Annotated in this window: 10 protein-coding genes; 7 read left to right on the top strand and 3 right to left on the bottom strand. The window is 60.8% G+C overall.

The window, feature by feature from the left end:
* Nucleotides 1–33: 33 nt before the first annotated feature.
* Complete coding sequence (locus HXS65_RS08330) at nucleotides 34–672, bottom strand: flavin reductase family protein (protein ID WP_176493650.1); 639 nt, start codon at nucleotides 670–672, stop codon at nucleotides 34–36.
* 1380 nt (nucleotides 673–2052) lie between these two features.
* Between HXS65_RS08330 and cyoA the strand changes: the two genes are divergently transcribed.
* From cyoA to cyoE, 5 genes are read left to right on the top strand one after another with little or no spacing between them, the layout of a single operon-like run.
* A complete protein-coding gene (cyoA, locus tag HXS65_RS08325; RefSeq protein ID WP_077379075.1) occupies nucleotides 2053–3021 on the top strand; it encodes a ubiquinol oxidase subunit II in 969 nt (322 codons plus the stop codon).
* Nucleotides 3022–3024: 3 nt separating this feature from the next.
* Nucleotides 3025–5034, top strand: a complete 2010-nt coding sequence (cyoB, locus tag HXS65_RS08320) for a cytochrome o ubiquinol oxidase subunit I (RefSeq protein ID WP_136939036.1) — start codon at nucleotides 3025–3027, stop codon at nucleotides 5032–5034.
* 2 nt (nucleotides 5035–5036) lie between these two features.
* Nucleotides 5037–5663 (top strand): cytochrome o ubiquinol oxidase subunit III, encoded by a 627-nt coding sequence (cyoC, locus tag HXS65_RS08315; protein ID WP_077379079.1) that lies wholly within the window; start codon nucleotides 5037–5039, stop codon nucleotides 5661–5663.
* Nucleotides 5660–5989 (top strand): cytochrome o ubiquinol oxidase subunit IV, encoded by a 330-nt coding sequence (cyoD, locus tag HXS65_RS08310; RefSeq protein ID WP_054555337.1) that lies wholly within the window; start codon nucleotides 5660–5662, stop codon nucleotides 5987–5989. The genes cyoC and cyoD overlap by 4 nt, the downstream gene beginning before the upstream one ends.
* A 13-nt stretch (nucleotides 5990–6002) precedes the next feature.
* Nucleotides 6003–6857, top strand: a complete 855-nt coding sequence (gene cyoE, locus HXS65_RS08305; protein ID WP_084209346.1) for a heme o synthase — start codon at nucleotides 6003–6005, stop codon at nucleotides 6855–6857.
* 154 nt (nucleotides 6858–7011) lie between these two features.
* Here cyoE and HXS65_RS08300 read toward each other — a convergent pair whose 3' ends face one another.
* Nucleotides 7012–8295, bottom strand: a complete 1284-nt coding sequence (locus tag HXS65_RS08300) for an SRPBCC family protein (protein ID WP_077379084.1) — start codon at nucleotides 8293–8295, stop codon at nucleotides 7012–7014.
* 673 nt (nucleotides 8296–8968) lie between these two features.
* Here HXS65_RS08300 and HXS65_RS08295 point away from each other — a divergent pair.
* Both HXS65_RS08295 and nhaC read left to right on the top strand, forming a co-directional pair.
* Nucleotides 8969–10078 carry a hybrid-cluster NAD(P)-dependent oxidoreductase gene (locus HXS65_RS08295; RefSeq protein WP_077379384.1) on the top strand — a complete coding sequence of 370 codons (1110 nt, stop codon included), beginning with the start codon at nucleotides 8969–8971 and terminating at the stop codon, nucleotides 10076–10078.
* A 200-nt stretch (nucleotides 10079–10278) separates the two neighbouring features.
* Nucleotides 10279–11808, top strand: a complete 1530-nt coding sequence (nhaC, locus tag HXS65_RS08290; RefSeq protein ID WP_255304459.1) for a Na+/H+ antiporter NhaC — start codon at nucleotides 10279–10281, stop codon at nucleotides 11806–11808.
* Between the two features lie 544 nt (nucleotides 11809–12352).
* On the opposite strand, the gene HXS65_RS08285 is transcribed toward nhaC, so the two are convergent.
* Nucleotides 12353–13246 (bottom strand): AEC family transporter, encoded by an 894-nt coding sequence (locus tag HXS65_RS08285; RefSeq protein WP_084209344.1) that lies wholly within the window; start codon nucleotides 13244–13246, stop codon nucleotides 12353–12355.
* Between the last annotated feature and the right edge of the window lie 111 nt (nucleotides 13247–13357).

The raw sequence follows: 13357 nt of genomic DNA, 5'->3' as shown, positions 1-13357 counted from the left end.
TCAAGGCTGATCAGGCAGGTCGCTCAAGGCTGATTAGGTAGGTCGCTCAAGGCTGAAGAGACTGTCGGTGCGCGCATAATCGCTGCCGGCCATGCGCCCGATGGCGCGCAGTACCTCATTGTCGACATGGCGGCCATCCCAGACCTCGGGGTCTGCATGGACCACCACGACCTCGGCGAGCACCAGTGAGCCGGACAGGGGCTGGTCTCCCAGGTGGATGATGTCGCGGAGTCGGCAACCGAAGGCGATCGGCGCGCCGTCCACGCGGGGGGCCTGCAGCGGCGGCATGGCTAGCTTGTTCAAGCCGGCGTGGGCGAATTCATCCTCGCTGGCCGCGAGGCTGGCACTGGTGAGATTGAGTGCCTCGCTCATGGCCTCGCCCCCGATATGGATGACACATTCCGCCACCTGTCCGAGGTTGTCGAGAGTGTCCTTGGTACGCCCTTCGCCGTTGCGCAGCGGGCTGAAGGCCAGCACCGGTGGATTGACGCTTGCCACGGTGAAGAACGAGAACGGCGCCAGATTGGCATTGCCGGCGGCATCGATCGTCGAGACCCAGGCAATGGGCCGCGGCGCGATGCTGCCCGAGAACAGTCGATAGAGAATGCTGGCGGGTAGCTGGTCGGCGTCGAGCAGGGCATGGCTGGCGGAGGGGGACTGGTCAGTCGTCATCGGGCGCTGCTCCATCGGGTAGACAGGTGCCCCTGGCAGGGGAGGGCGATGCGCAAGCGAGGTTCGACGTCGAGAAGCGGCGTCGAGAAGGCAGGGCTCGTGATCGCCCAGCGGCGCTGCATCAGGGTCTCGAATCTCGTCTCGACATGCCGCCTGCTCCCTTGCGGCAAGGGGGTGAACAGCAGGATAGCGCGTGTCCCTGCAGGAACAAACTTTCAAGTCTCGTTGCGCCGCGACATGCGTATCAATGATTCGGGAGGATAGTCTGTACGGGAAAAGGAAAGTGAAAAATCAGAAAGATCATTGGCGACATTTCTGGTGTGGTCAATTGTCGCATCCCTTGACCTGATGCTGAAACATGGTTCCTGAGATGCCATCACGGTCTTCAGGCCTGGTGGCTCCGCAGGACTTTTCAGAGACTTGGCTGGCACTTGTGTGGTGTTTTTGTATCCAATTGGTGTCTATTTGGTGTTTATTTGTAAATTTTTTATGAAATGGCGCGAGGCGTCATCTGATGAAAAAAGACTGAATATGAACAAATGATGAGGACGAAGTCGCTGGATTGTGACAACGATTTCATCCATTCGTGCGGGAATGAAAAATGTCATGGTGAATCAATATAAGGAGAATTACGTCACGATTTCCAGAGCAGGATGGGAAATTATAATGGAACGAAGTGCGGCATTTTTTGCAATTGAGAGTGTGAAAAAGACGTCGGTGATCTCGATCCGTCGGTAGGCAGGCAGTCAGGCGTCTCGATGTGACGAGGTGTTTCTGCCAGGCGGCACTCCTTGCGCGGGTGTCATTGCACGCACTTTTTTGGATGAATATTGCTGTATTTATTGTTTTGTTGAAATTTTATACTCTTTTCGTGCTTGGGGTTGGCGTTTCCCGTGGGGCCTCGGCGGGCGCTCGTGGACCTGGGAAGGCACGTGAGTCGGGAAATGGTCATCGCGCAATGCGGGGGTGGCCAGAGCCTTGTCGGCGGGAGGAGTCAGGGCACCTCGAAGGGAGGAAATTCCGGATTGGCGTCTGGTCGCCCAAGTGACGCCGTGTTGCCTGTCAACATGATTGACGCCTTCGTCAGGTTCCTCGTTCAGTGGTCAGGGCATAACCCGAACGCGTGAGGGAGGGCATCGTCCTCTCCCGATGGTGATTGGCTGCGCGCGCGAGGGGAAATTGATCGGCAGGTGCGACTACCTGCGTCAGTGTGCCCCGTAGTCAGCCCCCCTGATTTTTCTCTATCCTGTGCCCCGCCTGCGGGAAATCCTCTGATTTCGTTCGAACGATCGACGGCTTCCTGTTGGTCATTTCTTCGAACGCTGTGTTCCACATGTGGGCTCGTCATGACGTCATGGCGTGTTCCAACGAGGTCGTGAGATGAGAAAAAGCCTAATGCGGGGGGCTCTGCGGGGACTCCCCATCCTCGCGGGATTGTTGATGCTGTCCGGCTGTGATGCCGTGCTCTTCGATCCCAAGGGACCCATCGGTGAATCCGAGAAGTCGCTGATTCTGACTGCTACCTACCTGATGCTCGTGGTCGTTGTCCCGGTCATCTTCATGACGCTGTGGTTTGCTTGGCGCTATCGCGATACCAAGCAGAGCAAGGCGACCTATACGCCCAACTGGGCGCATTCCACCAAGATCGAGATCGTGGTCTGGGGCATTCCGTGCCTGATCATCCTCGCGCTGGGCATCCTGACCTGGAAGAGCACGCATGAGCTGGACCCGCGTGCCGAGATCCAGGATGGCGGCGAGCCGATCGAGGTTCAGGTCGTGTCGATGGACTGGAAGTGGCTGTTCATCTATCCGGAGCAGGGCATCGCGACAGTCAATGAGCTGGCCATGCCGGTGGATCGCCAGGTGCGCTTCCACATCACCTCCGAGACCGTGATGAACTCGTTCTTCGTCCCGCAGCTCGGCAGCCAGATCTACGCGATGGCAGGCATGGAAAACCGCCTGCACCTGATCGGCAACGAAGTGGGTACCTATGACGGTATCTCTGCCAGCTACAGCGGCGCCGGCTTCGCTGACATGCACTTCAAGGCGCATGTGATGAGCGAAGGCGACTTCGACGCCTGGATCGAGAAAGCGCGTGGCAGCAGCAAGGTGCTGGATGACGCCGGCTACGAGGCACTCAAGGAGCCGAGCGAAGACGTGGCACCCACCTTCTATGGTCAGGTCAAGCCGAATCTGTACGAACAGATCATGGCGCCCTACATGGATGGCATGGAGCTGGGCATGGGTGACATGAAGATGGGGGGCAAGCATCACGGCGAGTCCGCCCACGACATGTCAGGCCATGACGCTGCCGGTCACGCTGAATCTGCGATGGCAACCGAGGAATAAGCAATGCTTGGAAAACTCACAATAGAGGCTGTTCCGTATCACGAGCCGATCGTCATGATCGTGCTTGCGGCGGTAATCCTCGGTGGTGCAGCCCTGTTCGGCTTCATCACGGTAAAGAAAAAGTGGGCCTACCTGTGGAATGAGTGGTTCACCTCTGTCGATCACAAGAAGATCGGCATGATGTACATCATCGTCGCGCTGGTGATGCTGATTCGTGGTTTCTCCGATGCGATCATGATGCGTTCCCAGCAGATGCTGGCGTCCACCGGCGGTCACGGCTATCTGCCCCCGGATCACTACGACCAGATCTTCACTGCCCACGGCGTGATCATGATCTTCTTCGTGGCGATGCCGCTGGTCATCGGTCTGATCAACGTCGTCGTGCCGCTGCAGATCGGCGCACGTGACGTGGCGTTCCCGTTCCTGAACTCGCTGAGCTTCTGGCTGTTCGTGGTCGGCGCGCTGCTGGTCAACATCTCTCTGGGTCTGGGCGAGTTCGCCAAGACCGGCTGGCTGGCCTATCCGCCGTTGTCGGGGGCCAATTACAGTCCCGGGGTCGGGGTGGATTACTGGATCTGGTCATTGCAGATTTCCGGTGTCGGTACCCTGCTGACAGGTGTCAACTTCGTCGCCACCATCCTCAAGATGCGTGCGCCGGGCATGACCCTGATGAAAATGCCGGTCTTCACCTGGACCGCACTGTGCGCCAACGTCCTGATCATCGCGGCCTTCCCGATCCTGACCGCGACCATCGCGATGCTGACGCTCGACCGTTATCTTGATTTCCACTTCTTCACCAATGACCTTGGTGGAAACATGATGATGTACGTCAACCTCATCTGGGCCTGGGGCCATCCTGAGGTGTACATCCTGGTGCTGCCGGTCTTCGGTGTGTTCTCCGAAGTCATCTCCACCTTCTCCAAGAAGAAGCTGTTCGGTTACACCTCTCTGGTGTGGGCGACCATCGTCATCACGATCCTGTCGTTCGTCGTCTGGCTGCACCACTTCTTCACCATGGGTGCCGGCGCTGACGTGAATGCCTTCTTCGGTATCGCGACGATGATCATCTCGATCCCGACGGGCGTGAAGATCTTCAACTGGCTGTTCACCATGTACCGCGGTCGTGTCGAGATGACCTCTCCGGTGCTGTGGACCCTCGGCTTCATGGTCACCTTCACCATCGGTGGCATGACCGGTGTCCTGCTGGCCGTGCCGGGCGCCAACTACGTCCTGCACAACTCGCTGTTCCTGATCGCCCACTTCCACAACGTCATCATCGGCGGCGTGGTCTTCGGTGCGATGGCCGGTATCACTTACTGGTTCCCGAAAGCGACCGGCTTCATGCTGTGCGAGAAGTGGGGCAAGCGTTCCTTCTGGTTCTGGATCACTGGCTTCTACCTCGCCTTCATGCCGCTGTACATCCTCGGCTTCATGGGCATGACCCGTCGTCTGCAGCACGTCGACAACCCGCTGTGGGTGCCGTACCTGGTCGTCGCCTTCATCGGTGCCTGCCTGATCATGATCGGTATCGCGTGCACCGTGATCCAGATCGCGGTCAGCATCAAGGACCGCAAGAAGCTGCAGGACACCACTGGCGATATCTGGGGCGCGCGTACGCTGGAGTGGAGCACCACTTCACCGGCACCGTTCTACAACTTCGCTCACGAGCCGCAGGTCTCTGAACTCGACGAGTTCTGGGAAATGAAGGAACGCGGTATCGAGCAGGAGGCCAAGAAGCCTTATGCGCCGATCCACATGCCGCGCAACGCAGCGGCCGGTGTCATCATCTCCGCCTTCAGCCTGGTGTTCGGTTTCGCGCTGATCTGGCACATCTGGTGGATGGCCGTGGTCGGGCTGGTCGGCATGGCCGTCAGCTTCATCGTGCGCACCTTCAACTATGACATCGACTACTACGTGTCCGTCGAGGAAGTGGAGCGTGTCGAGCGCGAAGGTCGCGAGCGTCGTGCCCTGCCCAGCGCCCGCACACCTAACGACACAGTGGTTCAGGGGTAATCATGGCGAACAATGCAATGACATCTCATGATGGGGCGCACGACGCCCATGACGATCACGAGCATCACGATACCAATGGCCTGAAGGTCTTCGGTTTCTGGCTCTATCTGCTGAGCGACTGCATCCTGTTCGCGATGCTGTTCGCAGGCTATGTGGTACTCAGCCAGGCGTATGCCGGTGGCCCGACGGGCGCCGAGATCTTCGAGCTTGACTTCGTGCTGGTCGAGACCGCGCTGCTGTTGGCCTCGAGCTTCACCTACGGCCTGGCGATGCTGGGCATGAACCGCGGAGACAGCTCCGCGGTCATCAAGTGGCTGATGATCACCTTCGCCTGTGGTGCGGGCTTCATCGCGATGGAAATCTATGAGTTCCATCACCTGATCGTGAATGGCCATGGCCCGGACAAGTCCGCGTTCCTGTCAGCCTTCTTCACGCTGGTCGGTACCCACGGTCTGCACGTGACCGTCGGTCTGGTCTGGATGGCGCTGCTGATCATCCAGGTCAAGCAGAAAGGCCTGACGGAAATGCATCGTGGTCGTCTGATGATGCTCAGCCTGTTCTGGCACTTCCTGGACGTCATCTGGATCTGCGTCTTCACCGTCGTCTATCTCACAGGAGTGATGCTATGAGCCATTCCAACAACGACCACAACGACAATCACGGCAGCGTCAAGCAGTACGTGACCGGTCTGATCCTCTCCATCATCCTGACCATCATCCCGTTCGGGATGGTGATGATGATGGACGATCCGGGTGTCGGCGTGATCTGGGCCATCTACGGCTTCGCCATCGCTCAGGTCTTCGTGCAGCTGTACTTCTTCCTGCACCTGGACGGCTCCAAGGAGCAGAGCTGGAATGTCATGGCCATGCTGTTCACCCTGGTGATCGTGGCAATCGTCGTTGGTGGTTCCATGTGGATCATGATCGAGCTGAATCAGAACATGATGCCCATCTGATAGCGTGAGCCTGATGATCAAGGACTACCTGCGTACCACCAAGCCGGGCATTATCTTCGGCAACCTGATCACCGTCAGCGGCGGCTTCTTTCTCGCTTCCGGTGGTGAGGTGGATTGGGCGCTGTTCATCGCCACCCTGGTCGGGGTGGCGTTGATCGTGGCCTCAGGCTGTGTGTTCAACAACTGCATCGATCGCGACATCGATCGTCACATGGCGCGTACCCAGGGCCGTGCTCTGGTGCAGGGCGACATCTCGCTGACGGGGGCCTTCGTCTTCGGCAGCGTGCTGGGCCTTGCGGGCTTCTGGCTTCTGGCCGCGATGACCAATCTCATGGCGATGATCGCCGTGGGTCTGGGCTTCGTGATCTACGTCGGGGCCTACAGCATGTGGCTCAAGCGTGGCTCGGTGTATGGCACTCTCATCGGTTCACTGTCCGGCGCCGCGCCGCCAGTGGTCGGTTACCTGGCTGTCACCGGCCAGGCGGACATGGGGGCGCTGCTGCTGTTGATCATCTTCAGCATGTGGCAGATGCCGCATTCCTATGCGATTGCCATGTTCCGTGTCGATGACTATCGGGCCGCCAATATTCCGGTACTCCCGGTAGCGCGAGGCATGGAGCATGCCAAGCGTGTAGTGACGGGGTACATTGCCGGCTTCATCCCGGTGTCGCTGTTGCTGACACTGTGGGGATATACCGGCATCTGGTATCTGGTAGTCGCGACCGTCACGGGTGGCTGGTGGCTGTATCTGGCCGCCTGGCGTCTCAAGGATCAGCCTGATGCCTCCTGGGCACGCAAGCTGTTCGGCTTCTCCATCATCATCGTCATGGCGCTCAGCCTGATGATGAGTCTGGACACGCAGCTGTAATCCAGCCGTAGTATCTCTCGGGTGACCGCCTTCGGCGTGTTGCCCGGGTGAAAGCCAAAAAAACCCGCCACCGGCTTGCCGGTGGCGGGTTTTTTCTTGTCTGTCCTTTAGAGTCTCAGGTTTCGAGGACTCAAGGCATCAAGGACTCAAGCCCTCAGGCCAGCTGCAGATGCGGCTCCTGCTGTTCCTTGAGCGCTTCCTGCATGCGCTCGGCATACCAGTCGACGAAGTCGACGACGCCGAACTCGAAGGTCGCCGAGTAGGGGCCGGGCTGATAGGCGCTGGAGTTGACGCCGCGCTGGTTCTCTTCCACCAGCTGACGGTCCTGATCATTGGTGGCGTCCCACACCTTGCGCAGCTTCGCCAGGTCGTAGTCGACACCTTCCACCGCGTCCTTGTGCACCAGCCACTTGGTGGTCACGCGGGTCTTGAGGGGGCCGATCGGGTCGACCTGGAAGACCACGGCGTGATCGCCCATGAAGTGGTTCCAGGAGTTGGGCAGGTTGAGGATGCGCAGCGAGCCCATGTCGGGGCTCTGCAGGCGACCCAGCAGCTTCTTGCACGCCGGCGTGCCGTCCGTGGTCATCGAGACGGTGCCTTCCAGCAGCGGCGTGCGCGTCATGCGATTGCGGCGACCGAAGCGCACCAGCTGATAGGGCACCTTCTCGGCATCCCAGTCGGCCTGCTTCTTGGCGACCAGCGCCTTGTAGGCTTCGGTGGCTCGCGGGTCGTCGGTGTCATCGAATTCCTGCAAAGTGTTGAGCAGCTCCGGGTGGGAGCCGTCGCAGTGATAGCACTCGCGATTGTTCTCGATCACCAGCTTCCAGTTGCCTTCCTCGATGATGGAGGAGCTGGCCGCGACCTTGACGTTCTCCATGTCGTAGGGCTTGAGGTAGAACTCCAGCGTCTTGAAGAACGGCTCACAGTTCTCGGGCTGCTCGGCGAGGTTGATGAACAGCATGCCGCCGGCTGAACGTACGTGGACGGGGTGCAGGCCGTAGTCACTGGTATCGAAGGTGGTGCCCATGTCGGAACCGGCGAACAGCAGACGGCCATCCAGTTCATAGGTCCACTTGTGATAGCCGCACACCAGCTTGGCGACCTTGCCGCGCTCGGTGCTGCACAGGCGAGACCCGCGATGGCGACAGACGTTATGGAAGGCATGGATGGCCCCGTTGTCACCGCGCACGATGATGATCGGGCTGTTGCCCACGTCCATGGTCATGAAGTTGCCCTTGAGCGGGATCTCGCTGCCGAGACCGGCAAACAGCCACTCGCGCTCGAAGATCTCCTTCATGTCGAGATCGAACAGGCGCTGATCATTGTAGAAGGGCTGGGGCAGGGTATAGCCGGGACTGCGGGCCTGTAGAAGCCGCGCGGCGGCCTCGCGTACCGCCTGACGCTGCTGGTCCTGAGCGTGTTCCAATAGATCGCTCATCGCGATGTCCTCGCACGGTCGGTAGGCGCCGGGAGCAGGGTCGCCTTGGGTTGAGTGAGTGTGCTGATCATTGTTGTTGTGAAGCCGGGACAGAGGAAACGAGTGAACAGACCATTGCCGGGCAGCACCGCGGCAGACATCAGCGCACCTAATAAGTCAGCGCACCTATGAGTCAGCGCACCTATGAGTGAGTGCCGATGCATCGCGCGGTGCGTCGTCCCGTCCTGGTCGGTTCGGGTGTCGAGGGCGGCGCAGGTAGAGGGGCCGCTCGCTCAACAGGATAGTCAGCGTGGAAGTTCAGGCAGCCCGCATGATATCCGGTGGCTTTGCCACGCATGGATCGCAGTGTGGCTGAGGTCAAGTCGCGACTTGTGTCTGATGGCGACGCTCAATGATGTATTTCCGACGCCGGTCGTCTGCGCAGGGCCTTCGAGGCACAGGCAGGTGCAGCGGTGAGGCGGGGGCAGGGCACTGCGGGGTCGTGATTGGAGGGATCGGGCATGTTTCTGTCGTGCACGGATAAATGCTTGCCGGACGCTGACTCGACAATCCAGAGCATGTCCCACCGTTGGTCGCGCACGCAGCGCAGGGTGGCCTGACACTGTCTCTTCAAGAACTGACACTGCCCCTTCAAGAACATGTCTCCAAGAACAACATGCCCAGCGAGGCCTTCATGAGCACCACACTCAGCAACTTCAATCCGGTTACGACGCAGACCTGGACCAACGGTCGACATAGCGTGCGCTGCGTGAAGGTCATTCAGGAAACCTGGGATGTGCGCACCTTCTGTTTCATGGCCGAACAGCCGGTGATGTTCTTCTTCAAGCCGGGGCAGTTCGTGACCCTGGAGCTGGAGATCGATGCGCAGCAGATCATGCGCTCCTACACCATCTCCAGCTCGCCGTCGGTGCCCTACAGCTTCTCGATCACCGTCAAGCGTGTGCCGGGCGGACTGGTCTCCAACTGGCTGCATGACAATCTGAACGAAGGTGACGAGCTGGCCGTGCACGGCCCGGTGGGCAACTTCAACTGCATCGACTATCCGGCGGAACGCATCCTGATGCTGTCAGGCGGGGTTGGCATCACGCCGCTGATGTCGATGGCCCGCTGGTACTTCGACACCAATGCCAACGTGGACATCGCCTTCTTGCACAGCGCCCGCAGCCCGCGCGACATCATCTTCTGGCGTCAGCTCGAGTTCATGGATTCGCGGGTGCCGGAATTCAACATGCACATCATCTGCGAGCGCTTCGAGACCGGTCAGACCTGGTCGGGCTACCGCGGCTATCTGACCGACGCGATGCTCGAGATGATCGCGCCGGACTTCATGGAGCGCGAGATCTTCTGCTGCGGCCCGACCCCCTACATGAATGCGATCAAGCATCTGCTTCGCAGCCATGGCTTCGACATGAGCCGCTACCACGAGGAGTCCTTCGGGGCCACGCCGGTGGAGGTCGAGGAGGAGGCCATCGAGCAGGCCGAGCAGGCGGAAGTGCTGGCCGATGAGCTGGACCGCGCCGACCTGACGCGCGTCGAGTTCGCCACGACCGGCAAGTCGGTGCAGATCGCCCCGGGCGAGACCGTCCACGCCGCCGCCGCCAAGCTCGGCCTGCATATTCCGAAGGCCTGCGGCATGGGCATCTGCGGGACCTGCCGCGTGCAGAAGGTCTCCGGGGAGGTCGCGATGGAGCACAACGGCGGCATCACCGATGAAGACGTCGCGGATGGCTTCATCCTGTCCTGCTGCAGCGTGCCCAATGGGGATGTGGTGATCGATTACTGATCTCGCCCACCACTCGCCGGCAAGATGACATTGGCGACAGGTTTGAGGAGAGGTGAATGAATCTCGTGCAAGTGATTGGCAGAAAGTCGTAGACGATGTCGCATTCAGGGAGGTAGATGCCGCTGTCAGCCATCTGGAGTGGCGTCAGTCGATTAGCGTGGGGGTACAACAAGTACAACTGGCTAATGGAGCAATACCTCATGACTCGTGATGTTGATGCACCGCAACGCCCCTCTCTGCCCATGGCCAGCCTGCCGATTCTGGCAACCCTGGCCGTGCTGGCCCTGCAACTCTTCGTCTTTGGCGAATTCACTCCTCACGTGCCGCTGATCTGTGGTGTCGCCCTGACGGCGCTGGTCGGTTGGAAGCTGGGGCACGGCTGGTCGGCGATGGAAGAGGGCATGATGCGCATCGTGCGTGTCGGCCTGCCCTCCATTGCCATCCTCATTCTTGTCGGCATGACGGTCGGGGTGTGGATCGCCTCGGGCAGCGTGCCGATGATCATCTATTACGGGCTCAAGCTGATCTCGCCGGAATACTTCCTCGCGACGGCGATGCTGCTGTGCTCGGTGGTCTCGGTCACGCTCGGCACCAGCTGGGGCACCGTGGGCACCGTGGGGCTGGCCTTGATGGGTATCGGCGCCGGTTTCGGCATCCCACCGTGGTGGACGGCCGGTGCCGTGGTCTCCGGGGCCTTCTTCGGCGACAAGGTCTCTCCCCTGTCGGACACCACCAACCTCGCTCCCGCCGTCACCGGGGTGAATCTGTTCGCCCACATCCGCAACATGATGCCCACCACCATCCCCTCGATGCTGATCGCCCTGGTGATCTACCTGGTCGCCGGCAACCTGCTCGCCGCCGGGCAGACACTGGATCTCGAACGCATCACCGCGATTACCCAGGGCCTGGACGGGGCCTTCGAATTCAATCTGTGGGTGCTGGTGCCACCGCTGCTGGTGATGACACTGGCCATCGCCCGCATGCCGGCGTTGCCGGCGCTGTTCGTCGGGGTGCTGGCCGGGGCGGTAGTGGCCTATGGTGTCCAGGGCGAGGCCATCAAGGCGCTGTTCGGTTACATGCAGAGCGGCTACACCCTGAATACCGGCGTCAGCGAGATCGACAGCCTGCTCAATCGTGGCGGCCTTATGTCGATGGCCTGGGTCATCCTGCTGGTGATGATCGCACTGGCCTTCGGCGGGATGCTGGAAGTGATCGGCTGTCTCGAAGCGCTGTGCGCCGCCGTGCTGGTCAAGGTGCGCGGCATCTTCGGGCTGCAGGTCGCGGCCAGTTCCACTGCCGCGCTGACCAACGTCATCGCGGGCGACCCCTACCTCTCGATCGCCTTGCCGGGACGCATGTACGCACCGATCTTCCGTGGCGAAGGCTACTCGACCCTCAATCTGTCCCGCTCTCTGGAAGAGGGTGGCACGCTGGTCTCGCCGCTGGTGCCCTGGAATGCCAGTGGCGCCGTGGTCATCAGTTCGCTGGGGCTGATCACCAGTGGTGGCAGTCTCGAGGGGCTGCTCTACATTCCGCTGGCCTTCGCCTGCTGGCTATCGCCGCTGATCGGGCTGCTTTACACCCTGGCGGGACGCTTCATCGTTCGCGCCGACGATGCCGAGCGCGCCGAATGGGCGGACAAGGGCCATGCCGTGGTCTCCCTGGCGCAACTGCGGGACACGACACGGCAGACCGCACAGGCGGGACGACCGCTGCAGGCGCACGGTTGAGCGCCTCAAGCATGAGGGTTCTACGACTTCATGCTCAGGTTCATGAGCAAGTCGACTCGCGCAGGATGACGGCACAAACCATCTGGAGGAAGTGCCGGCCTCGAGACTACGCTTCAGGTGTTGCCGACAGGAAGCCTGCTGGCTGTCAGGAAGGTCGTTGCGGGGTGCCCGCAAGCGCGATCCCCGTATCGTGCACCAGAGACCGACACTTCCTCTGCCAGCTTCCAGCTGCAGATCGAGAGCGGAAGACATCCTGAACGATGCGTGATGGCCACTCCCGTCACGGGAAAATCGGAAGAAAGGGCAATGTCTCATCAAGGGAACGGTTCACTGCCCCCAGGCTGAGAGGCAGTGACGGACGACTAGAACAGCCGGCAGAACAGGAAAGTTTCGCACTGCGGGAGCACGACGCATGCCTGGGCATGTGGAGATGGGCTCCCGCGGTGCGGCTACTTTCTGCAGGAAGATACCCACGACCACGCATGCCTCGGCCTGCGTGGTTTTTTCATGCGCCGAGCAAGCGCCGGGGCATGCCCGGCAGGCATCACTGCCCCATCTCGGCCCCCAGCACGGCGAGCAGCGCCGGCAGGTAGAGGAAGGCCGCCAGGGTCGAGCAGAAGACCAGCGTGGCCACGTATTCCGGCTCGCGGCCTGCCTTCTGGGCAAACATGTAGTTGTAGACCGCCACCGGCATGGCCATCTGCATCACCAGCACGTGCAACGCCAGCGGCGGCAGCTCCAGCAGCGTGCCGATTCCCCAGGCGCAGGCGGCGGCGAAAGGGATGCGCAGGGCGCTGAAGCCCACGCCTGCCGCCAGATTCCTGACGCGGATACTGGCCAGCGAGACGCCAAGGGTGATCAGCATCAGCGGCACGGTGAAGCCGGAGATCAGCTCCAGGCTGTTGGCCACGAAGCGCGGCATGTGGATGTCGCTGAGCAGCAGGGTGGTGGCGAGGATACTGGCCCAGATGGTCGGGGATCGCACGACGCTGCGCAGCGGGTTGCCGCTGGTGCTGGCAAGCCAGGCACCGAGCGTGAACTGCAGAAGCGACATGGTGACCATGATGGTGATGGCGTAGGCGAAGCCGGCCTGGCCGAAGGCATACAGGGACACGGGCAGGCCCATGTTGCCGACGTTGGAGAACAGCAGCGGGGCCACCGCGACCTTCCACGGCTTGCCGATCAGGCGGGAGAACGGCCAGCTCAGGGCCAGCAGCAGCGCCATTACCGTGAGGGTCGCCAGGCCCGTGCGCAGGAAGCTGGAATTATCGATCTCGGCACTGCCCAACGCGTTGAGAATCAGTGCCGGTGTGCCGATGTAGAGCACCAGCCGGGTGACGAAGGCCATGGGGTATTCATTGCCCAGGCGCACCCAGAAGAAGCCGATGGCGGCGCCACACAGCACCGGAGCCATCACCGCCAGCAGTTCCATCAACATGCCACCTTCCTCCTTGTCTTCCCGTTTCGCCCTGAGTCTTCCCGTATCGCCCTGAGCGCGACAGCCCTTGCTGTCTGCGTATCTTCGCATATGCCTGTCGCTAGCATACCT

This window comes from Cobetia sp. 5-25-4-2, assembly GCF_013374075.1.
Taxonomy (GTDB): Bacteria; Pseudomonadota; Gammaproteobacteria; order Pseudomonadales; family Halomonadaceae; genus Cobetia; species Cobetia marina.
Note: the sequence above shows the minus strand (reverse complement) of the source record. Positions and strands in the feature narration are given on the sequence as shown.

Bases quoted from the DNA above. Each gene is read 5' to 3' on its own strand.
- cyoE (WP_084209346.1), top strand. From the start codon at position 6,003: ATGATCAAGGACTACCTGCGTACCACCAAGCCGGGCATTATCTTCGGC.
- cyoA (WP_077379075.1), top strand. From the start codon at position 2,053: ATGAGAAAAAGCCTAATGCGGGGGGCTCTGCGGGGACTCCCCATCCTC.
- cyoC (WP_077379079.1), top strand. From the start codon at position 5,037: ATGGCGAACAATGCAATGACATCTCATGATGGGGCGCACGACGCCCAT.
- HXS65_RS08285 (WP_084209344.1), bottom strand. From the start codon at position 13,246: ATGTTGATGGAACTGCTGGCGGTGATGGCTCCGGTGCTGTGTGGCGCC.
- HXS65_RS08300 (WP_077379084.1), bottom strand. From the start codon at position 8,295: ATGAGCGATCTATTGGAACACGCTCAGGACCAGCAGCGTCAGGCGGTA.
- HXS65_RS08295 (WP_077379384.1), top strand. From the start codon at position 8,969: ATGAGCACCACACTCAGCAACTTCAATCCGGTTACGACGCAGACCTGG.
- nhaC (WP_255304459.1), top strand. From the start codon at position 10,279: ATGACTCGTGATGTTGATGCACCGCAACGCCCCTCTCTGCCCATGGCC.
- cyoD (WP_054555337.1), top strand. From the start codon at position 5,660: ATGAGCCATTCCAACAACGACCACAACGACAATCACGGCAGCGTCAAG.
- cyoB (WP_136939036.1), top strand. From the start codon at position 3,025: ATGCTTGGAAAACTCACAATAGAGGCTGTTCCGTATCACGAGCCGATC.
- HXS65_RS08330 (WP_176493650.1), bottom strand. From the start codon at position 672: ATGACGACTGACCAGTCCCCCTCCGCCAGCCATGCCCTGCTCGACGCC.